Consider the following 20,761-nt stretch of genomic DNA (forward strand, 5'->3'; position numbering starts at 1 on the left):
TGCTATATCTTGATGGGAGAAACAAAATCACTGGGCTTTAACGCAAGCAGAGAGCAACTCACCTTTTGCAGAATATTCTCGGCAGTGTTTCCCATAATAAAACCGGGTATACCCGCACGACCCACAGTACCCATGATGAGGAGATCCAGCCCCTCCTCATCGATCAGCAGGGGAATATAGCTATCTGGGTGAGCAATGACATGGTGAACTTGAATATCCCCGCCGATACCCGCAGCCCGAATAAGTACATCCAATTTTGAGCGGTGTTGAGCTCGAGCCGCTTCTGTAGCCTGGTCCAGCTCCTCTTCAGAGGCGCTGATAGGGAAGTGACGACGCAAGAACTCATCAACGTCATAATCCCAGCAGGAAACAACGTGTAAAATACCGTTACAACTATCCGCCAACACCCGCGCCCAACGTAGTAAGCGGATCGCCAGATCGTAAGTACTCCCCTCATCACACTCGGGATCAATCGCCACGGCCACCCTTATCTCAGTGTGCGCACGCTCTATGGGACGACACAGCCACACTGGGCAGGGGCACTTGCGTAATAACTCCATATCAATGGCTTTGAAGCCCTTGAGCTGGCTCAGCCCCTCCACATTTTTAATTACCAGATCGTAACCTTCGCTAAGTACGCGGCGAATAACTCTCTCTGCAGGGCGTGGACCGCAGTCAGATTCGATCTCTATATTCACCTGCTCTTTCGACAGCTTCATACGCTCTCGAGCTGCGGCAATTCCTTCATTTACACGTTCCAGCATTGCCTTAACACAGAAGCTACTAAAGTCCTCAAACCCCGCCGGTACTGCTGGGCAAACCAACAGCACCTTAATTTCCGCATGATTATTGCGGGCTATGGCAAAAGCCTGTAACAACCCACTGGACTCATCTTCAGCAGCATGGCTCACATAGAGGACTTTATGAATATTCGGCATAACAATTTCCTCAAACTGTGGGCATTGGAGGTAAAAGCAGACGGAGACCACCATGCAGCCCCTGCGGCCACCACCATTTAATATGGTCGATGAAAGCCAATTCACAGAAGAAGAATAGAAGTGCAGCTCTAGTCACCACCAGATTGAATACAAACCTGGGAACAAAAGAGGAAGCAAAAAGGGGGGGATTATAGAAGGGGCGGCGGCAGATGACCCAGAACTCTTTGACAGTCTCCTAGGTCAACTAATGAGTTAGGCTTAGGGGCAAATTGGATACCCTAGATATCCAGCACCTGCTTTACAAAGGGGATGGTAATTTTACGCTGTGCCATCAGGGAGGCCCTATCTAACTGCTCTAACAGCAGGAACAGTGCGCGAGTATCCCTAGGCGCGCGGTGCAAAATGTATTGCGCCACATCTTCAGGCAGATCGAAGCCGCGCAGGCGGCTACGCCTGCGCAAGGCAGCCACTTTGTCGCGATCATTCATTGGCTGTAACTGGAATACCAGCGACCACTGCAGGCGCGACAACAAATCAGCCAAGGAGATATCCATCCCCCGCGGAGATTTTCGCGCCCCTAATAATAACTGCCTACCGCTGTCTCTGACCCGGTTGTATAAATGGAACATCGCCGTCTGCCACTCGGGCTGCCCCTCTAACAAGTGCAGGTCATCAATACACACCAGATCCAACTGCTCGAGGCCGTCGAGCAGTACAACCGGGTCCATGGCCATCAATTCAGCCATAGGAATATATTGGAAACTACGACCATTGGCCTCGGCACTCTGACAAGCAGATTGCAGCAAGTGGCTAACACCACTTCCTGCATCCCCCCAGATGTAAATCACCGCTTCGGGATTTTGCCCACTGGCAAATGACTGCAGCAGAGCTACAACTTGGCGGTTGGGGTCCGACTCCGACAGATAAAAGTTATCGAAGGTAGCATCGTCTCGCAGGGATACTCCCAGCGGCAACTGTTGCGGAATACTCATCTCAATCCCAACGATAGCGCAACGGATTATCAGCGCTGCCCAAAGGTGCACGGTGCCCATTCAACTCAATGGCATCCTCGTCCCCATGTGCTCGCAACTTATGATTTAACGCCAGGGTATCGCGCAAATTGCGTAGGCCTACGGTGGCACTCAATGCCAAGCGCATCCGATCTCCCTCCACAGAAAGGAGATTTGCACTGCTCACCTGCGCCAGTCCCTGTAAATAGGCCGAGGCCTCTGCGTAATCGGCAAAGCTATCCACGCCAGATAACTCCACAAAAATTGAGCCCTGTTGGGCATCCTCAATACCGGGGCGCACTGCATAGCGTTGGGCAAGCAAGTTAGCCATCTGATTAACACCGCGCAGTGCAACCTCTTCCAAAGAGCCACCATTGCTATCAAAGGCATAACTGCGACCACCGTGCAGTAATAACCAATCAGCCTGCCAGCGGCGTCCCGACGCCTGAAGCAAGCGCCCCATCAAAGTGGCATCCGGCCTGTAGCGTAAACCAGCGCGCTCTGCGGCCTGTTCACTCTGAGCCCAAAGGTCACCAAGAGGCATATTGTGCTGATCATTGAGGTCCATCACCGGGAAATCCAATGGCACACCGCGCTCCACAGCCATAGCGTCCAATACCGAAAAGAGCTCCGGGGCATCTTCTTCCCTGAGGATACTGCGCCCTTCCTTTAGGGTATCCACAGCCAGCCACACCAGAGTGCCGGGGCGATTATTGGGCCACATCGGCAAACCCAACTGATGGACTTGCCTGGAAATAGCTTGGGGATCAAAAGAGAGATGAAGGTAGAGCTGGTTATCTTCGCTGGTGTAGCGGTAACCTTCTAGGAAATGCTGGGCTTTCTTCAGGATAGGCTGCAAATTTGGATTACTGCCAATTGCTGCGTCTCCGGTGACACGCATAAATATCCGCTCCAGCCCCCGGCTGCCAGCACTTGCGCGGTCAGTAGCCCCACGGCTCGGTACAGCCTCGACCACTTCATACAGGTCCGAGATAACTCGAGCCTGGACTGGCAGAATTAGGGCACCGAACAACAGGACCAAAAACTGCAACACCAATCCCTGCCGGAGCAGCTTGTGCATAGGATTCTTCTCCAAACCTCATTCCAACCCGTGAGCTTGCACGAAATCGTTGTTATTGCGCAAGACGCCAAAATCCACGGCTGGGATAAAAATTGGGGCTATTGTATCAGCGTCAGCGACTTCTCTCAGCCCCGAGTTCTCACTATTAGAGGGTTTCTAGCCGTTTAACTGAAGATAAATACCAGATTCCTTCATTGAGATGCCCACTGGGCGTGGCTACCGGACCAAGACCCGGCTAGAATACGCGCCCTTCGAAGACCCACTGCAGGAAGAATCATGAGCGATTCCAAGCCGCAATCCGCTGAAACATCCCTCTCTTATAAAGACGCCGGTGTCGATATCGACGCAGGTAACGCCCTGGTAGAGCGTATCAAGCATGTCGCCAAGCGCACTTCCCGCCCGGAAGTCATGGGAGGCCTGGGCGGTTTTGGCGCTCTCTGCCAACTCCCCAGCGGCTATAAAGAGCCAGTCTTGGTTTCCGGCACCGATGGCGTGGGTACCAAATTACGCCTGGCGATGGACCTGGGCATCCACGACACCATTGGTATCGACCTGGTTGCTATGTGTGTCAATGACTTGGTGGTAGCAGGTGCCGAACCACTTTTCTTCCTCGACTACTATGCCACTGGCAAGCTGAATGTGGATATCGCCGCTGAGGTTGTCTCCGGTATTGGTAAAGGCTGTGAGTTGGCAGGCTGTGCCCTGGTCGGTGGCGAAACCGCCGAAATGCCCGGCATGTATGAAGGCGACGACTACGATCTGGCCGGTTTCTGCACCGGGGTCGTTGAGAAATCCGAGATTATTGATGGCAAAAAAGTAAAGAGTGGTGATGTGCTCATTGGACTCGCTTCCAGCGGCCCCCATTCCAATGGCTACTCTTTAATCCGAAAGGTACTCGAAGTCAGTGGCGCCGATTTACAACAGGAATGCGGTAGCGAAACGCTGGCCAAGGCATTGATGGCCCCCACCCGCATCTATGTTAAGAATCTGCTTCAACTGATGAAGAGCGTCCAGGTAAATGCCCTCAGCCACATCACCGGCGGCGGCCTTCTGGAAAACCTGCCCCGCGTACTCCCAGAAGGCTGTCTTGCTCGTGTAGACGTCACTAGCTGGGAGATGCCCGAAGTGTTCCGCTGGCTCCAACAGGCAGGCAACATCGACGCCCGCGAAATGTACCGCACCTTCAACTGTGGTGTCGGTATGGTAATTTGCGTACCTGCGGAACAAGCCGACCAAGCACTGCAAACCCTGAAGCAAGCAGGTGAAGACGCCTTCGTCGTGGGCAAAATCGAAGATGCTGTGGCAGGCGCAGATGCCGTAGAGCTGGCGGGCCTGTAATGTCACAGGGAGTATGCAAAGTTGCCGTGCTGATTTCCGGTAGCGGCAGCAACTTGCAGGCGCTCCTGGATGCCTCGGCAAATGCCGGGGCAGACTTTTCCGTCTGCACAGTAATCAGCAATAAGCCCGAGGCCTTCGGCCTCAAGCGCGCCACCGAGGCCGGAGTCCCCACATCAGTGGTCGACCATCGCAACTTCTCCGGCAGAGAAAGCTTCGACCAGGCGCTAATCGCAGAAATCGACAGCCATCAGCCGGATTTGGTTGTCCTGGCCGGGTTTATGCGTATCCTCACTCCCGAGTTTGTTCGCCACTACAGAGGTCGCCTGCTCAATATTCACCCCTCTTTACTGCCAAAATATCAAGGGCTCCATACCCATCAGCGTGCTCTGGAAGCCGGTGATAGTGAGCACGGTGTTACCGTTCATTTTGTCACCGAAGAGCTCGATGGCGGACCACCCATCGTTCAAGCCGCCGTACCTATAAAGGAAGGGGACACTCCCGAATCTTTGGCAAAGCGGGTTCAGGTACAGGAACACGTCATTTACCCCATGGCTGTTACCTGGTTTGCCCAGGGGCGCCTAAAAATGCTGGCGGACCGCTCGCAACTGGACGGCGAGCTTCTACCTCTTAGTGGCGCCAGAATCGATAGTTAAGCAAAGCCAAGCTGGCGGGATCAGCATTGCAATGTACTTTGCGGGTCGCGCCAGCTAGTATTCAAAGAGGTTCAGATTTTGCGAGGCTCTGTCGTGCGCATTTTTATCTCCTCTCTGTTTTTTCTCTTTCTCTCCACTCAATCTCTCGCCAGCCAATTGGAACCCTTTAAGGCGACTTATACCGCAAGGTACAACGGCATTAGTGTTACAGCCACTCGTGAGCTTACTGGGCAAGAAGGGAGTTGGCGGCTGGACTTTAATACCTTTGCGCTTTTTGCCAGTATTAAAGAATATTCCCGCTTTATCAGCCAGGACGGCAATATTACCCCCTACCACTATGAGTATCGCCGCAAAGGACTCGGCCGCGATCGCGGTACAATTCTCAGCTTCGAACCCGACAAAGGCATGGTGTTCAACGTCTCCAACCCAGAACGGGATATGGAAAACGTATCGCCAAACATCCTGGATAAGTTGAGCTATCAAATGCAGCTAACACTGGATGTCGCCGCAGGCAAAGAAAATCTCCAGTATGAGGTCGCCGACGGTAAGAAGATTCGCAAGTACACTTTCGCCAAAGAGGGCTCCGAAGTAATAAAAACACCAATGGGGAAAGTAGAAGCAATAAAGGTACGCCGAGTTAGAGATGCGGACTCAGAAAGAGAGACGACCGTCTGGATTGCGCCTCAATGGAACTACGCCTTGGTGAAGCTGGTGCAGCGCGAAGAGAATGGCAAAAAGTACCAAATAACCTTGAAAAAGCTATCTATCAATGGCAAAAGTGTCGGTGCAGGCCAATAAATTACCATTTTTTTACAGAGGCAAAAAAAAAATTCACATTCGATGGATTTTTGCCTCCTTTCTCTTTATAAAGTGACTCCTTTCCCTTGCACAGGCAATTCCTTGTTGCCTTACCTGTTTAAAAGCGAGGGATTTGCTACGAAAATGGAAGGTATCTATATAAATCTAATTGCCTTCCCTCCATATCTCAGCATTTCCAATGCTACTTATGGTTTTCAGTAATCAGCAGACTTAGAGATGGGCTCTCATGAATAAGAAATACCTGCGACATGCAGTTTTAGCCGCAGCAATCGGCTCCGTTTCCCAAGGCGCTATGGCCGCGGGCTTCTACCTACAAGAAACCAGCGCATCCGGCCTTGGCCGCGCCTTCGCCGCCGAAAACACTATCGGTGATAATGCCTCCATCCTAGCCCGCAACCCGGCTGGTTCTGCACTGTTCGATACTTATACTTTGACTGGCGGTATCACCTACGTTGATCCCGGCATTGATGTAACCGGTGATGTAACCTATTACGCCCAAGTTGCTCCCAACACGTTTATCAATGCGGGAACCGTTATTGCTGACGCCAACGACTACGCAACCAGTGCCTTTATCCCCAATGGCTATTTAGCAGCACCAATCAACGATGATTGGTCCTGGGGCTTGGCCATGTATACAGACTTTGGCTTGGAAACTGACTTTCCCGACGACTTCCCCGGGAGCATTATCGCCAACAAGACCAACTTGCTGACCCTTAATATCCAGCCGTCTGTCGCCTATGATATTAATGATACATTTAGCATTGGCGCATCTATCAACTTCCTCTATGCCGAAGCGGAACTGCGCACAACATTCCCAAGTGATTTTGAGCTAAACCCGACTTTAGCCGGGGCCGAGATTCTTGATGTGAAAGGTGATGGCTGGGATGTGAGCTGGAGCGTTGGTGCCCTGTGGCGCATTGATGATAACACCCATGCGGGTATTTCTTACCATGCCATATACGACCCTAAGCTAAAGGGTGATGTCAATTCAGATGTCACACCTGAAGACGCCCCATTTGACGATGCCAGCGGCAATCTAACTCTGAACCTACCAGATACACTAGAGCTTGGGCTGTACCACCGATTCGAGAATAATTGGGCCATTGCATTCGGCTATATGTGGACCCACTGGAGCCGCTTCGAACGTCTAGAGGCTTTTATCCCTTCTGGCGGAGAAGGTTTCAACCCTCTTCAACTTAAAGAGGAAAACTTCCAAGATGGATCACGCTACAGCCTTGCCGCCGAATACTTCTTTAATGACAGAGTAACTGTACGCTTTGGCTACGCCCATGACGAAGGCGCAGCCCGTGACGGCTTCAACCGCCACGAAGAAGAAACAATCAAAGAAGAAACCGGCCTGGATCTGCCGATCACCTGGCGCACCCTGTCCATTCCCGATACCGACCGCCAATGGCTGACTATAGGTGGCACCTATACACACAATGACCGACTGAGTGTAGATGCCGGCCTCGCCTATCTTTGGGGCGATGATGAGCTTATTCAGGAAGCATCGAACCTTGGGACACTTGTTGCCTACTACGATGGCGGCACCACCAAGACCGAGGCCTGGCTATTCAGTGCAGGTATAAACTACAGCTTTTAAGTAGTTTCGCCTTCTCGGCAAATAAAAGGCTCTACTCCGGTAGGGCCTTTTTTAATTCTCCTATCGACCTCTCACCCTAGCGCCCCCAAACCCACCAACACCTCACCCCCCTCAGTATCAATACCACTTAATAGCAATATTAAGAATTAGTGGTTAGATATCTATCGAAAGTAATTTGTTATATAGCCTCCTCAACAATTAAGAAAAACAACACAACATCGAAAATCGATTCATTTTTGAAAACATACAAATTATTAACACTCACTTAAAAGAAAACAAAATGATTTTATTGCGAACACCAGCTTTCTAGATAATTTTTGTAACATGCCACAGTGAGCAACAACAGTGCCCCTAAAACAGAAAGGTAACCCTCTCACTAATAATTCTGAAATGGGGCAGCAGAAAAACCAGCAGGCAGGCCCAAAACCTCAAACTTAAAAAGTCAAACCAAAAGAGCAAAACATGAAGTTAACCGCGGTATTTATCCTATTAATAGCAAGTCTTGATGTTGCAGCATTATCCATGGGAGAGGCAATTAATATAGCAGGGCGTCAACGAATGCTATCTCAAAGAATCACGCAAGCATTTATCCTAAACGGTATACAACCCGAAGCACAACGCCACCAGAAAGTATTGAAACGGTCAGTGCAGGAATTCGAGCGTAACAATCAGAAACTCAATACGTTCCCAGCTGCAGAAAAAATCAAAGATCAGCTAAAAAAAGTACAGAGCGAATGGCAACCCTTTAAGCAACTCAGTCTGCAACCGGTAACCAGGGAAGGAGCAACCGACTTATTCCTGCGCAGCAATAAACTATTAACAGAAACACACAGCTACGTGGTTAAATTACAGCAGCTCGCCAATCACAACTCTGCCGAACTAATCAATATTGCCGGTCGGCAGCGAATGCTTTCTCAAAGAATTTGCAAGAATTATGCTGCTAAACTTTGGAAAATCTCACCAGCTGAAGCGGATCAAGGGCTACAACAAGACCTTACAGAGTACTCCAGTCGCCTAACCCGCCTTTTGGAGAGCACACTCAACACCCCTGAAATCAGCAGTAACCTTCTCAAAGCCAAAGATCATCTCAACTATGCCAGCCGAGGCTTTGAAGGGGAAATGAAACTATCTGAACAGCGTCAGATTCAAGTAATTACCGGTACTACAGACTTGATGCTGCGCGATATGGATGTCGTTACCAAGCAATATGCCAGCTTGCTGGACTCAAGAGAATAGCCATGAAAACAGATGTTGAATTTAGGCCCAGTATGGAGGAGCTTCTGGAAAAGCTGGCAACGCCAAAATTCCGAGGCCTAAATCAACAAGCTAATGACGAAACTATAAAACGTATGAAGCAGTCCGTGCCGATATTAATCGGGATTGGCAAAGCTGGGGATCATATACCCGGCATGCGCAAAAATCTGATTTTACACGCCGGCCCACCAATCACATGGAACCAGGCCTCTGGCCCTTTAAAGGGGGCAATTATTGCCGGCCTCCTATTTGAAGGGCTCGCAAAAAACAAAGAAGCCGCCATAGAGATGATGAAAAAAGGGGAGGTGGATTTAGAGCCCTGCCATGATCACAATGCCGTAGGACCAATGGCCGGCATTATTACCTCTTCAATGTCAGTGTATATTGTTGAGGACCAACTCTCTGGCTATAGAACTTACTCCAACCTCAGTGATGACAGAGGTGATTTTCGTGGAAGCTCCATTCGCTTTGGCGTTTACGAAAAAAGCGCTATCGATTACCTCCACTGGGTTGAGAACAATGTGGCCCCAGTTCTCAATCAAGCCATTGCCGATGTCGATGGGATTGACTTCCTGCCAATCATCGGCAGAAGCCTACTTATGGGCGATGACTGCCATGTAATGACCAATGCTGCCACTTTAATATTCTCCAGAATTCTCCTCCCTGGTGTTATCAAGGCCAGCCCTAAAAAAGAGTGGATAGAGAAAATTGCCTCACAGATTTACCAAGATGAATCATTTTCCCTGAACGCCATTATGGCCACCTGTAAAGCAATTGCAGATGCGGGTAATGGCATACCACATAGCAGTATTATCACAACCATGGCGCGTAATGGTACCGAGTTCGGCATCAAGATATCAGGACTCGGTGAAAAATGGTTTACCGGCTTGGCCGGTGTTGGACGCGGTTTTTTGATGCCCGGAATTACGCCTGCTGATGTCAACCGCGATATGGGTGACAGCGCAATAACCGAAACCGTAGGGCTTGGTGGTACCGTGAAATCGCTATCCGGTTCAAACCTGGATACGATCGACAACACACTCAAGATGTATAGCATTGCACACTCAGAGAGTGACTCATTCCTAACTCCAGGTATTGATGATCGGGGGCCACCACTCGGGTTCGACCTATTAAAGATCGTCAAGACCAATACAACCCCAACAATCAACTCCGGCCTGGCTCACAAAAATATGAATCGCTATATGGCCGGTACTGGATCACTTCACCCTCCAATGGAGGCTTTTATTAAAGCCGCTGTAGAGTTTTCTGAAATTGAAGTCCCCTTAACTCAAATGCAGTCCTGACATTTTTTAAACAAAAAAAGGGGAGTAACACTCCCCTTTTTTGGCCACTTCTCGCAAAGCTAGCAGATTACCAGCCGCACTGACGACCCTTGTTCTGCTCTTCCAAGTATGCCATCAAAGGCTGGAAGTAATCGATAATTGCAGATGCATCCAGATCGCGCTGGCCTGTCAAAGCTTCCATTGCATCCGGCCAAGGCTTACTGGCACCCATAGCCAACATGGTACGCAATTTCTTGCCCGCTTCATCATTTTGATAAATAGAGCAGCGATGCAGTGGCCCGGTCTCGCCAGCAGCTTCACACAATGCACGGTGGAACTGGAACTGCTGAATGCGAGCGAGGAAATAGCGAGCATAAGGAGTGTTGCCGGGAATGTGGTACTTGGCACCCGGATCGAAGTCCGCTTCGGTGCGCTCTACCGGGGCCTGGATACCCTGATACTCCTCGCGCAGCTTCCACCAAGCCTTATTGTAATCAGCCGGCTGAACCTCACCATTGAAAACCTGCCAGCGCCACTTATCTACCAGCAAACCAAAAGGCAGGAAGGCAATTTTATCCAGCGCCTGCTGCATCAGATAACCGATATCTTTGCTCTCATCCGGCACCTCATCCATCAGGCCAATTTCCTTCAGGTACTTAGGTGTGATAGACAGGGCAATGGTATCGCCGACAGCTTCGTGGAAACCATCGTTGGCCCCCTCTTTATAGAGGAAGGGCTGCTCCTTATAAATGCGCTGATAGAAGTTGTGCCCCAGTTCATGATGGATAGTAACCAGATCTTCTCCGGTCTTGTTAATACACATCTTGATGCGGATATCATCCTGGCCGTCCATATTCCAGGCGCTGGCGTGACAGACAACATCGCGATCACGGGGCTGCGTGAACTGAGAACGCTCCCAGAAGGTTTTGGGCAATGGTTTGAAGCCGAGAGAAGTAAAGAACTTCTCACCCGCCTTGACCATATCCTGCTCGCTCATACCCGAGTCAACAACGAGCTGGGTCAGGTCATAGGGTGCCTGCATGTCATCGTCTTTGACCAGGTCATAGACATTGCCCCACTCCTGAGCCCACATATTACCAAGCAGATGTGCGGGGATTTTACCCTGAGCAGGTACTACCTCATCACCGTAGTGATCATTTAGCTTGGCGCGTACATGGCAATGCAATGCCTCATACAAAGGCTTCACTTTGCCCCACTGAGCATCCATATCGGCAGCGAAGGCATCTGGCTCCATATCGTATTTGGAGCGCCAGAAAACACTCAGGTTATCGTAACCCAGCTCCTCAGTGCCGGCGTTGCCGATCTCCACTTGACGCTCATACAGAGGCTTCATTGGAGGGGAAACTTTACGCCAGCCCACCCACAAATCCTTGAGCAGCTCTGGGTCGCGGTTGGTAGCCATAACCTGACCCATCTCGGTCAGGGTGTAACACTTTTCAGCCCCTTCCTCTTCCCGACAGTACTTACCGGCACCATACATACCCTGCATTTTCGAGCCGATCTGGGCCAGCTCAGCGGTCAAAGCGGGATCTTTCGGCGCCGGGAACACCAAACCCTGCTTCAGCATGGTCAATTGGCGACGGGTATCTGGATCGAGCTCCAAGTCATTAAACTTTGCCGCTTCCGAAGCGAGCTCCACAGCCATCGTTGTATAGCGCTCGGAAGCGAGGGCTTCTACATATTGCGAATCAAGATTGATATAAGTGGATGCCAACCAAGCGGCGTGGCTCATTTCCTGAGCCATTTTCTCCAGGCGGGCCTGGGCATCATTGAGGAATGCCTTGGCATCCTCAGCAGTCAGCGGGCCATTTTTGGCCGCTGGGCTTTCTGCGGTGGCCTGAGCCACCCCCATGGATTTTGGTGACTGCTGATTGCTGTCACAGGCAGACAGCGCTACTGCAGCGGCAATGGCAAGAGCAACTTTCTTCATCTTCCCCTCAAATAATCGTTATTGGGCCTAGCTATAACTGTCGCCGTTTATAGCATAAGCAAGCTGCTAGCAGCGACGGTAAGCTTATGAGTTAGATACAGATCGACACAAAATCTCACGTATTCGGCGGTTTCTGGGGAAAAATACGGCGTGATCGGGTACGGCTGCCAACAGACAGCGGGACGATTAGCCTCGGAGGCCATCTGGCGAAGAATCAAGGAAAGCTTTAAAAAGGAAGGCGTTTAAGGAGGCAGCCCAACCAGCAACACCCTCGGCACATGATACCACTGCTACCGTTGCTCCCTTCCGGGCCTGGCGGGGTTCGCAGCTGCTCATTGCGAGGGGACCGGAAGGGCCACCACAACGATCTTCGGTGCATCCGAAGAGGGCGCGATTATAGAGGGTTAAAGGCGCAAGTTCCAGCCCTATTAACAGGTTATAATAGGCGACTACTACTTTATCCCGTTCTGAAGAGTTAACCATGCATCTGTTTGTCGATAATTTGACCAATGTTGATTTCAGCTACCTGGACCACCAGCGTGGTTTAGTGGGCGAAACCTGGCTAGCGAATGCCGCCCTGGATGGGGCTCTCGATCACCAGGGCATGGTTTGCGATTTTGGTATCGTTAAAAAGACATTGCGCCACTGGCTAGATGATCAGCTGGATCACCGCCTCCTGGTTCCGATCCTCGCCCCTGGCCTGGCGCTAGCCCATCAAGACGGCAATATCTCTCTCAAGTGGCAACTCGCAAGCGGCGAGCAGATTTCAGTATCTGGACCAGAACAGGCATTCGCCCTGGTAGAGAGTGATAGCATCAATGCTGAAAGTGTTGCCCGCTGGAGTGTTCAGCAACTGGCTAACTCCTTCCCTGCCAGTGTTGAGCAGCTCAAGCTATCTTTTGAAGACGAGCAAATTCAGGATGCCTTTTACCATTACAGCCACGGTCTGAAAAAACATCAGGGCAATTGCCAGCGTATTGCCCACGGCCACCGCTCTCGCATCCAAATTTTTGTTAATGGAAAGAGAGACAAATCGCTAGAACAAAAGTGGTCTCAACGTTGGAAAGATATTTACCTGGGTACCCGTGAAGACCTGCGCGAAGAAAATAAAGAGAATGGACATAGCCTGGTCTTCGCCTACAGAGCCCAACAGGGAGATTTCACTTTGCAGTTGCCCGCAAGCGCCTGTGAAATTTTGGATTGCGATACCACTGTTGAGCAGCTGGCTCAATATATCGCCACGACTCTTGCCGAACAGTACCCCGGCAGCGAAGTCAAAGTGCGCGCCTATGAGGGGCTCGGCAAAGGAGCCATTGCCAGTGCTAAGCTCTAGCCCCTGTAAAAGCCACTAAAACCAACAATTCTCCATAGTCTCAAGAGACTTGATTTTGAATCTGATTCTTTTGCAAGAAACGGACTTTATCAGCCCTGATGTCGTCCGCCTCTCTGGCCGTAGGCTAGAGCATATTGTCAGTGTCCACCGGGCCGAGCCCGGTCAGCAACTGCGCGTAGGTCTGCTGGACGGAAATATCGGCTATGGGCAAATCACTACTCTCGCCGATCAGCAAGTAGAGCTCCGGGTGGAGCTAAGTAAAAACGCTCCACCACCTCCTCCAATCACCCTGATCCTGGCGCTGCCACGTCCCAAAATGCTGAAGCGCATTATCCAGCATGTCACCGCACTGGGAGTTAAAAAGCTGGTCTTGATCAATAGCTACCGGGTGGAAAAGTCTTATTGGCAAACCCCATGGCTAGAAGAGAAAAAGCTTTTTGAACAATGCCTGCTTGGGCTCGAGCAAGCCGTCGACACACAAATGCCAGAAATTCTATTGCGCAAACGTTTTAAACCTTTTGTGGAAGATGAGCTACCTGAACTGTGTCAGGGCTCTCAAAAACTGGTTGCTCACCCGGTCGGTGGCACAGCTTGCCCAGTGGATATCGAAGAGGCCTGCACCCTGGCAATTGGTCCTGAAGGGGGGTTTATTGCCTACGAAGTTGAGAAGTTAAAAGAAGCTGGGTTTCACTCTGTACACCTGGGCCCACGAATTCTCCGAGTAGAAACAGCCCTACCAGTTCTGGTAAGCCGACTTTTCCCCTCCTGTTAAGTGTAAGTCTTGAGTCGTGATCACATGCCAATTTTACAGTGCATGTGATCCATACTTCTCATATTTATTTCATAAGCCATTAATATCGCTCGCCCCAAGCTTTCAAAAAGCTACGGCAATATGGTCTTGTTTACCGCAAATTGTCCTGGACTCAAATTTGAGACTTTTGCACGCTTCCTTCATGAATATTTCATCATTTTGTCACAATTAAGACATATTTTGCGGCCTCGTTTTACTTCCCTAGGCTCTGAGATCACATGTACCTTTTTCTTCAACGACTGTGCCGCTCATTAATACTATTAATACTGCTTGCTACTAACCTTCTAAGCCCTTTCGCCACCGCTGAACTTCCTCCTTTTCCTCCAGACAGCAATGGAAAGCTATTTAGTCTACACGGCTCCAATACTATTGGCGCACAACTGGCACCCAACTTGGTTCAAGACTATTTCACTGCGAAAGGGGCGAATGAAATTAGTGTCCAGCCACTAGACGCTCCCAACGAAGTCCGTATTCAGGCAAAAGTTGGCAACAATTCTGTATTTGTCGATATTGCTGCACATGGCTCCAGTACGGGTTTTACTGGGTTAAAACTGGCAAAGGCCGATATCGCCATGGCTTCGCGCCCAATCAAAGACGGTGAATTCACAGAGCTGAGCACGCTGGGCGATATGCGCAGCCGCAATGCGGAGCATGTCATTGCCATAGATGGACTGGCCATAATAGTGCATCCACGCAACCCACTTCACCAACTGACCCTACAGCAAATAAGTGCTATTTTTTCTGGTCAAATTAAAGACTGGTCGGAACTCGGTAAAGGCAAAGGGCGAATTAACGTTTATGCCCGAGACGACCAATCAGGCACCTGGGATACCTTTAAAAGCTTGGTGCTTGGCAAGCGTTACGCTCTCACCAGCAGGGCCAAGCGCTTCGAGTCCAACGATCAACTTTCCGACCGTGTTACCTCTGACCCGCGCGGAATCGGTTTTGTTGGACTAGCATCCATTCGTCAGGCAAAGGCTGTAGCCGTTTCTGACCAAAATACACTGCCGCAGGCTCCAGAGCACCTAACCATTGCTACGGAAGACTACCCACTGTCACGCCGCCTTTTCCTATACACTCCGATTTATTCCTCCAACTCTACAGCGAAAGAATTTCTGCATTTTGTACAGAGTGAGCTGGGACAGGAACAGGTGAAATCCTCTGGATTCGTCGCGCAAACTCCCATCGGCTTTAAACCAGAGGATTCTCGGGAAGGACCAAGCGAATATTTGAAGCTTACCCGAAATGCTGAGCGACTCAGTATCAATTTTCGATTCTCCGAGGGCAGTGCCTCCCTGGATAACAAGGCTCAGCAGGATATTGAAAGACTGGCAAAGTACATGGAAAAGCCACAGAACCAAGGACGAAAACTATTACTTGTCGGGTTTGGCGATGAGAAAGTCAGCCCTGAACGTTCGGTTATCCTATCCAAACTTCGCGCAGTTACCGTACGTTCAGCTCTGCGCGATTATAAAATTAGTACCGCGCCAGTGCAGGGTTTTGGTGCTTACCTCCCAATCGCCTCGAATAACTCCAGCGCAAAAATTAAAAATCGTCGAGTTGAAGTTTGGCTACTCTAGCCATTAAAGTCCGGCCGGACTCAGGGAAGAAGAAACGAAAAAGGCTGGATAAATAGACATCTAAAGGGAGGCCACCGCGGCCTCCTTTTTTTACGACACAAATCATTGTATTTGTTGAGAAATGAAAAATAGTTAAGGAGTAAAATTATTTTTTTAGGGGGAGCGGAGCTATCGTTCAAGGGTAACGATAAATTAGCAATAAAAAAGCCGCGTATAAACGCGGCTACAATGGTGGCATAAGCCACCAGGTCTCACAGAGAGGAACGCCAAAGAGCGCTCCGGGGAAAATTTCCCTTCAAAACAAGCGCGTTACCGCTTTCTTGTTCAAGGTGCGGCTGACGCAGCCGCACCACATTAAGCTACGGCGCCTTCCGCCTCAGCTACTTTTTGCAAAGCCAGCTTCGGATCTACAAACTCATATCCCAGTACATCGGCAACTGCCTTGTAAGTCACCATGCCGGCGTGAACATTCAGACCTTCCAGCAGGTTGGCATCATCCAGCAACGCCTGCTTAGCGCCTTTGTTTGCCAAGGCTACAGCGTAAGGCAGGGTAGCGTTGTTCAGAGCCATGGTGGAGGTACGCGCTACACCACCGGGCATGTTGGCCACACAGTAGTGCACTACACCATCGACAACGTAAGTGGGCTCCTGGTGAGTGGTCGCTTTGGAGGTTTCGAAACAGCCACCTTGGTCGATAGCTACATCCACTACCACTGCACCCTTCTTCATACGGCTGATGATATCGCGGGTCAGCAGCTTGGGAGCTGCGGCGCCAGGAATCAGCACTGCACCTACGACCAGGTCTGCTTCCAGAGCGTGCTTTTCAATCGCATCATTCGTGGAGTACTCGGTGCGTACAGCACCACCAAAAATGTCATCCAGCTGACGCAGACGTGGCAATGAACGATCCAAGATAGTGACGTCGGCACCCATACCCAGCGCCATCTTGGCGGCATTGGTACCAACAACACCACCACCGATAATGAGCACTTTGGCAGGTGCTACACCGGGAACACCACCCAGCAATACACCGAGGCCGCCCTGGGCTTTTTCCAGGTGATGCGCACCACACTGTACAGACATACGGCCGGCAACTTCGGACATGGGGGCCAGCAGAGGCAGGCCGCCAAAGCGGTCGGTCACAGTTTCATAAGCGATGCAGGTTGCACCAGATTTTACCAGCAGCTCGGTTTGCTTGGGGTCTGGAGCAAGGTGGAGGTAAGTGTAGAGAACCTGCCCTGGGCGCAGCATTTCGCACTCATTGGGCTGCGGCTCTTTCACCTTGACGATCATATCGGCAGCAGCAAAGATCTCTTCCGGAGTCTCGATGATTTTGGCTCCGGCCTGCTCGTACATTTCATCAGTAAAACCGATAGCGGCACCGCCATCTTTCTGTACGATTACTTGGTGACCATGGCCGATCAGTTCGCGAACACTAGACGGCGTCAGGCCAATACGGTACTCGTGGTTTTTGATCTCTTTCGGGACGCCAATCAACATTTTCTGCTCCTTAATCTCTGCGTTTGGCGTAGTCTCCGCAAAAAGCTTGGAGCTACACCTACTTTCTGTGTTTTACCCAGTATAGGGCCACTTTAAAAGTGGATTTCTGTAAGAATTTTCAACAAACTAGTGGAATCAACTACTTACAATAGTAATAAGACTATTTATTGATCTGATCGCCCACAAAGGAAACAAGATATGCGCAAGCGCGCGGGAGAGCTGAATACCGTAGACCGCAATATCTTGCGGGTTCTGCAGAAAAATGGCCGTACAAGCTATGCAGAGCTAGCTCGTCAAGTGGGATTGACTGCTACGCCATGTGTCGAGCGGGTGAAACGGCTGGAAAACGATGGGGTTATTCAGGGCTATACCGCGCTGATCAATCCAGAGTTTCTCGACGCAGCCCTGGTGGTTTTTGTGCAGATTCGCCTAAACCGTTCCGCCCAGGACGCCTTCGAAGAGTTCCGCAATGCTGTAGCAGCCCTGCCGGAAGTACAGGAGTGTTACCTGGTATCAGGCAACTTCGATTACCTGATCAAGGCACGAGTTGCCGATATGAGCGCCTACCGTAAGTTTTATGGTGAGACCCTTCTGACCCTACCGGAGGTACAGGAGTGCACCAGCTATGTGGTGATGGAGGAAGTGAAAGAGACTTTAGAGGTGCCGGTCCATTACAACCGCTAGCCCCAATTTGCGGAGTTAGATCACAAGAGAGACGACTGATCCATCGCCTCTCTTGCTTGCTAACAGCACATGAAATCAGTACAGAATTCCGAGCTTTCGATAGATGAAGCCTATCACCCAGGCGGGGCCGATAAGCAGGAATTGAATATCCTTGAAGAAGGAAGGTTTTTTCCCTTCGATATGGTGACCGATAAACTGAAAAATCCACATCAGAACAAACAGTCCCAGCGCGGTTTGCCAGACGGGTATTCCCAGCCGCTCTACCACAGACCAAGCCCACAGGCACACTAGCGTTAGTGCAGTCATCCCCAGGCCAATGGAGAATGACAGGGCGAAATAGAACAACATCACCGGCACTGTGATCACTACGGCCCAATTTAACCAGGGTATTGATGCCATAAATTGCGGCTGGGGTATGGCCCATAAGAGGCCAGCGACGGTGGCGTAAATCACTGGTACCGCAATCCAGTGAATCGATTTATTGACGGGGTTCTGATGGCTTTCACCATATTCGGCAAACCACTGTTGGGCACTGCGCATGACAATCTCCTTTTCTTATTTTTTATTGTCAGACGCTCATCTTGCTAAACAGCTGCAACGCAATCAATGGCCGAATGTATCAGGCAAAAGCGCAAAGTAATCAGCTAACGCCGCACATAGGCATCCAGTTGGGTGTGATAGAGCTCTGCCATTTCCTCGTCGAAACAACAAAAAACAATACTCACTGGCGCCCCTTCCCTCTCCTGGTGTTGCTGTACCTGCTCTACAGCAATTTCCACAGCCTGCCTGGGAGGGTAATCGTAAACACCGCAGCTAATCGCGGGGAAGGCTATAGAGTACATGCTCTCTCGCCGCGCTAAGGCCAGACACTGGCGATAGCAGCTCGATAGCAGCTCTGGCTCACCCAAGCGGCCCCCGCGCCAAACGGGTCCGACCGTGTGATAAATACGTTTAACGGGGATTGAGAAAGCGCTGGTAGCACGGACCTCGCCAACTGGACAGCCGCCGATACTTCGACAAGCTTCCAGTAGCCTAGGACCTGCGGCACGGTGAATGGCCCCGTCCACACCACCACCGCCGAGCAGGCGTGTATTGGCGGCGTTGACGATGACATCGACGTTCAATCGTGTGATATCACCGAGATGAACTTTGATCACTCAGTATCTCCAACCGCTATTTGAATAATCGCTGCGGATGGAAATCCTTTTCGCTTCACAACAGTCGCGCCCATGAGTAGGACGCGTCCTTTGCACTGCAGACAAGTGGCCGGGCCAATGCAACAGGGCCCCGCAGCCCCCGGGCTTATCCCAGCAATTTCTTGTGTTGGGAGGCCACAGTTTCCGGGCATTTCGTCAGCGCGCTAACTATGACGATAGCAGCTGCTGAGAAAATGAAACCTGGCAGCAACTCATAGATATCGAAGATTCCCCCAGACAGCTGCTCCCAAATCACTACGGTAAGCCCACCGACAAGAACCCCGGCAATGGCTCCACTGCCCGTCATACGGGACCAGTAAAGGCTGATCAACAGTGCCGGGCCGAACGCGGCACCGAGTCCTGCCCAGGCATAGCTCACCACATCCAAAACCTTGGAATCCGGGTCCATCGCGATCCACACCGCGATCAGGGAGAGCCCAACAACAGCCCAGCGCCCCACTTTAACCATGGCCTCCGGACTGGTCTTGCGACCAAACCAAACATGATAGATATCTTCCGCCAATGCCGCAGATGACACTAACAGCTGGGAATCTGCCGTACTCATGATGGCTGAGAGGATTGCTGCCAGCAGTACACCGGCAACAATCGGGTGGAACAACACCTGAACCAGCTCCATAAAGACAGTCTCGCCATCGGGCAGCCCTTGCTGCATTTGCAGATGGGCAAAGAGGCCCACCGCCATAGCGCCGAGAAAACCGATCAGGGACCACACCGCGGCAACGGTTGCTGCTGCCGGAACATCATCAGGGCTGCGCACTGCCATAAAGCGCGCCAGGATATGGGGCTGACCAAAGTAACCCAGCCCCCAGGCCAAAGAGCTGAGAATCGCTACTAAGCCCAATGTCTGGCCGCTACCATCTGTGAGCCAGTGTGTTAATTGCGGTTGCTGCGCTTGCAACTGAGCCCAACTGGCGGAGAAACCACCCTGGTCAGAAATCACAACCAGTGGTACGGCAATCAGAGCAGCGCTCATTAATAAGCCCTGAAACACATCAGTCCAGGATACCGCCAGGAACCCACCAAACAGCGTGTAGGAAATGACAGCTATAGCACCAACAATTACCGCCCAGTGGTAATCCCAACCGAATACCGTTTCAAATAGCTTACCGCCGGCAATCAGACCAGAAGCCACATAGAAGAGGAAAAACAGCAGGATAAAGACCGCGCATACCGTGCGCAGGTAGGGGTGCCCCATTTTGAAGCGACGATCCAGGTAAGCGGGAACTGTGAGGGAGTCATCCAACTCATAGGTATAAATACGCAGGCGACGCCCCATGCTAACCCAACTCAACACAATTCCCGAGAACAGGCCTATAGCGATCCAGCCTGCGGAGAGACCGGCAGCATAGGCAGCTCCCGGCAAACCCAGCAGTAACCAACCGCTCATATCCGAAGCGCCAGCCGACAAGGCTGCTACAGCTGGGGGCAGCGAACGGCCACCGAGGAAATAGTCACTGGCATTTTTGGTGCGTAAATAGGCGTAAATACCGATCACCAGAATCAGAGCCAGGTAGGCGATAAAAGTTAGGGCGACGAGCCACTGTGCGGACATGGGAATTCCTTCTGCTCAAAAACGGAATGGCACCAAAAGAAGGCAATGACTGCGACATTTGCTCGCTTTTTGAGCAAAATGCACTACAGAACCGGAGCCACTTCAAAAATAATTATGTTTATTGCGCGTAAATCTACTTAACGGCTGGCGCCAA

Annotated in this window: 18 protein-coding genes and 1 other RNA gene; 10 read left to right on the forward strand and 9 right to left on the reverse strand. The window is 50.9% G+C overall.

The annotated features are described in order from the left end of the window. Positions 1–2 precede the first annotated feature (2 nt). From ACJJIV_RS04985 to ACJJIV_RS04995, 3 genes are all read right to left on the reverse strand, one after another. Positions 3–938: a universal stress protein gene (locus tag ACJJIV_RS04985; protein WP_252085030.1), complete on the reverse strand. Its 936-nt coding sequence runs from the start codon at positions 936–938 to the stop codon at positions 3–5. A 278-nt stretch (positions 939–1,216) separates the two neighbouring features. Beyond that, on the reverse strand, positions 1,217–1,930 hold the full coding sequence (gene hda, locus ACJJIV_RS04990; protein ID WP_252085029.1) for a DnaA regulatory inactivator Hda: 714 nt from the start codon (positions 1,928–1,930) through the stop codon (positions 1,217–1,219). 1 nt (position 1,931) lies between these two features. Beyond that, entirely contained in the window at positions 1,932–3,029 is a 1,098-nt protein-coding gene (locus ACJJIV_RS04995) for a DUF2066 domain-containing protein (protein WP_444890967.1), read from the reverse strand. A gap of 276 nt (positions 3,030–3,305) precedes the next feature. On the opposite strand from ACJJIV_RS04995, the gene purM reads away from it, so the two are divergent. The 6 genes from purM to ACJJIV_RS05025 all read left to right on the forward strand — a co-directional run bounded on the left by purM (position 3,306) and on the right by ACJJIV_RS05025 (position 10,000). Then, positions 3,306–4,367, forward strand: a complete 1,062-nt coding sequence (purM, locus tag ACJJIV_RS05000; RefSeq protein WP_444890968.1) for a phosphoribosylformylglycinamidine cyclo-ligase — start codon at positions 3,306–3,308, stop codon at positions 4,365–4,367. Continuing rightward, positions 4,367–5,020 carry a phosphoribosylglycinamide formyltransferase gene (gene purN / locus ACJJIV_RS05005; protein WP_444890969.1) on the forward strand — a complete coding sequence of 218 codons (654 nt, stop codon included), beginning with the start codon at positions 4,367–4,369 and terminating at the stop codon, positions 5,018–5,020. The genes purM and purN overlap by 1 nt, the downstream gene beginning before the upstream one ends. Positions 5,021–5,113: 93 nt before the next feature. Continuing rightward, positions 5,114–5,818, forward strand: a complete 705-nt coding sequence (locus ACJJIV_RS05010) for a DUF3108 domain-containing protein (protein WP_444890970.1) — start codon at positions 5,114–5,116, stop codon at positions 5,816–5,818. A gap of 247 nt (positions 5,819–6,065) precedes the next feature. Next, entirely contained in the window at positions 6,066–7,442 is a 1,377-nt protein-coding gene (locus ACJJIV_RS05015; protein ID WP_444890971.1) for an OmpP1/FadL family transporter, read from the forward strand. Between the two features lie 462 nt (positions 7,443–7,904). Next, complete coding sequence (locus tag ACJJIV_RS05020; protein WP_444890972.1) at positions 7,905–8,678, forward strand: type IV pili methyl-accepting chemotaxis transducer N-terminal domain-containing protein; 774 nt, start codon at positions 7,905–7,907, stop codon at positions 8,676–8,678. 2 nt (positions 8,679–8,680) lie between these two features. After that, a complete protein-coding gene (locus tag ACJJIV_RS05025) occupies positions 8,681–10,000 on the forward strand; it encodes a YlbE family protein (protein ID WP_444890973.1) in 1,320 nt (439 codons plus the stop codon). A 67-nt stretch (positions 10,001–10,067) separates the two neighbouring features. Here the strand turns inward: ACJJIV_RS05025 and ACJJIV_RS05030 are convergent, their stop codons facing one another. Both ACJJIV_RS05030 and ffs read right to left on the reverse strand, forming a co-directional pair. Continuing rightward, a complete protein-coding gene (locus tag ACJJIV_RS05030; protein ID WP_444888339.1) occupies positions 10,068–11,930 on the reverse strand; it encodes a M2 family metallopeptidase in 1,863 nt (620 codons plus the stop codon). Between the two features lie 254 nt (positions 11,931–12,184). Further along, an RNA gene (ffs, locus tag ACJJIV_RS05035) (signal recognition particle sRNA small type) lies at positions 12,185–12,282 on the reverse strand. Between the two features lie 129 nt (positions 12,283–12,411). Here ffs and ACJJIV_RS05040 point away from each other — a divergent pair. The 3 genes from ACJJIV_RS05040 (at position 12,412) to ACJJIV_RS05050 (ending at position 15,654) form a co-directional block, all read left to right on the forward strand. Continuing rightward, complete coding sequence (locus ACJJIV_RS05040; protein WP_444890974.1) at positions 12,412–13,263, forward strand: 6-carboxytetrahydropterin synthase; 852 nt, start codon at positions 12,412–12,414, stop codon at positions 13,261–13,263. A 55-nt stretch (positions 13,264–13,318) separates the two neighbouring features. Continuing rightward, the gene (locus tag ACJJIV_RS05045; RefSeq protein WP_444890975.1) at positions 13,319–14,035 is read left to right on the forward strand and encodes a 16S rRNA (uracil(1498)-N(3))-methyltransferase; all 717 of its coding nucleotides are present in this window, start codon (positions 13,319–13,321) and stop codon (positions 14,033–14,035) included. Positions 14,036–14,292: 257 nt separating this feature from the next. Further along, a complete protein-coding gene (locus ACJJIV_RS05050) occupies positions 14,293–15,654 on the forward strand; it encodes a substrate-binding domain-containing protein (protein ID WP_444890976.1) in 1,362 nt (453 codons plus the stop codon). Between the two features lie 354 nt (positions 15,655–16,008). On the opposite strand, the gene ald is transcribed toward ACJJIV_RS05050, so the two are convergent. Next, complete coding sequence (ald, locus tag ACJJIV_RS05055; RefSeq protein WP_444890977.1) at positions 16,009–17,154, reverse strand: alanine dehydrogenase; 1,146 nt, start codon at positions 17,152–17,154, stop codon at positions 16,009–16,011. A gap of 198 nt (positions 17,155–17,352) precedes the next feature. Between ald and ACJJIV_RS05060 the strand changes: the two genes are divergently transcribed. Then, on the forward strand, positions 17,353–17,838 hold the full coding sequence (locus tag ACJJIV_RS05060) for an Lrp/AsnC ligand binding domain-containing protein (RefSeq protein WP_152452263.1): 486 nt from the start codon (positions 17,353–17,355) through the stop codon (positions 17,836–17,838). A 75-nt stretch (positions 17,839–17,913) separates the two neighbouring features. Here the strand turns inward: ACJJIV_RS05060 and ACJJIV_RS05065 are convergent, their stop codons facing one another. The 3 genes from ACJJIV_RS05065 to putP all read right to left on the reverse strand — a co-directional run bounded on the left by ACJJIV_RS05065 (position 17,914) and on the right by putP (position 20,607). Next, positions 17,914–18,378, reverse strand: a complete 465-nt coding sequence (locus ACJJIV_RS05065) for an Mpo1 family 2-hydroxy fatty acid dioxygenase (RefSeq protein ID WP_444890978.1) — start codon at positions 18,376–18,378, stop codon at positions 17,914–17,916. A gap of 104 nt (positions 18,379–18,482) precedes the next feature. Further along, complete coding sequence (locus ACJJIV_RS05070; protein ID WP_444890979.1) at positions 18,483–18,995, reverse strand: O-acetyl-ADP-ribose deacetylase; 513 nt, start codon at positions 18,993–18,995, stop codon at positions 18,483–18,485. Positions 18,996–19,140: 145 nt separating this feature from the next. Continuing rightward, positions 19,141–20,607 carry a sodium/proline symporter PutP gene (gene putP, locus ACJJIV_RS05075; protein WP_444890980.1) on the reverse strand — a complete coding sequence of 489 codons (1,467 nt, stop codon included), beginning with the start codon at positions 20,605–20,607 and terminating at the stop codon, positions 19,141–19,143. Positions 20,608–20,761 lie beyond the last annotated feature (154 nt).

It is taken from the genome of Microbulbifer mixtoriginis (SeqCode), assembly GCF_052466765.1.